Genomic DNA, 1,279 nt, shown 5'->3' on the forward strand with positions numbered 1-1,279 from the left:
GAAGGCGGGGATGACGTCAAGTCATCATGCCCCTTATGTCCTGGGCTACACACGTACTACAATGGGCTTAAACAGAGGGAAGCGAAGCCGCGAGGTGAAGCAAACCCCACAAAGGAGCTCTCAGTTCGGATCGCAGGCTGCAACTCGCCTGCGTGAAGTCGGAATCGCTAGTAATCGCAGATCAGCATGCTGCGGTGAATACGTTCCCGGGCCTTGTACACACCGCCCGTCACACCACGAGAGTCTGCAACACCCGAAGCCGGTGAGGTAACCGAAAGGAGCCAGCCGTCGAAGGTGGGGCCGATGATTGGGGTGAAGTCGTAACAAGGTAGCCGTATCGGAAGGTGCGGCTGGATCACCTCCTTTCTAAGGAGACACGAGGAATCGCAGGATTCTTCAAATCCTAGGTCGGACACATTTGGCAGATACGAGACGGAGCTTAAGCGCTCGCAGTCGTATCCACTTACATTGTTTGGTTTTGAGGGAACAGCCCTCAAAGGTTCCTTGAAAACTGCACAGAAGAAAGAAGAAGATACCCTCTCGATAAGAGAGAGTAAACTTAACGAGCAAAGAGAAGGCGCAGGGCTCAGGGCGCAAAGCGCAGGGAGGAGACTTCCGGTGCCCCAAGACCTATGAGTCCAAACCAGAGGTTGGCTAGAAGATGCCAGCTGCTAGGCGGCAGGAGCATGCGAACGGAGTCGTACTTTAGGAAGATACTTCGTATCTTTGAATTGAACCTGTGTGTCGCAGAATCTCTGTGGCAACAAAGGTAGATAAAGTACGCGGATGTCAATTGATAAGACGGTTGACATCGAAGAGAGCACGCGCAGTGCCAACAACGCAGATGGCGGCTTATAGACAACCGGGTATAGCGCAAGAAGTCAAGTTATAAAGGGCATACGGTGGATGCCTAGGCGCCAAGAGCCGAAGAAGGACGGGGTAAGCTCCGAAAAGCCGGGGGGAGCCGCAAGCAGGCAATAATCCCTGGATCTCCGAATGGGGGAACCCGGCGGTGGTAATGCACCGTCACCTATTGCAAAATAGGAGGGCACCCGGGGAACTGAAACATCTAAGTACCCGGAGGAAAAGAAATCAAACGAGATTCCCGAAGTAGCGGCGAGCGAACAGGGAAGAAGCCCAAACCAGGCGAGGCAACTCGGCTGGGGTTGAGGACCGGCAAAAGAGTCGCGAAGTCAAGCCGAACTACCTGGAAAGGTAGGCCGCAGGAAGTAAAAGCCTTGTAGGCGAAAGACGGAGCGAAAGGGCCGGAATCCAGAGT

At 54.0% G+C, this 1,279-nt stretch carries 2 rRNA genes; both read left to right on the forward strand.

Going from position 1 to position 1,279, the window contains the following annotated elements:
- Positions 1 to 366 (forward strand): 16S ribosomal RNA (locus tag LUCIF_RS00020); the annotation flags it as partial.
- Positions 367 to 879: 513 nt separating this feature from the next.
- A 23S ribosomal RNA gene (locus tag LUCIF_RS00025) occupies positions 880 to 1,279 on the forward strand; the annotation flags it as partial.

Source organism: Allolucifera butyrica, from assembly GCF_900476375.1.
Lineage (GTDB): Bacteria > Bacillota > Negativicutes > Sporomusales > UPPP01 > Lucifera > Lucifera butyrica.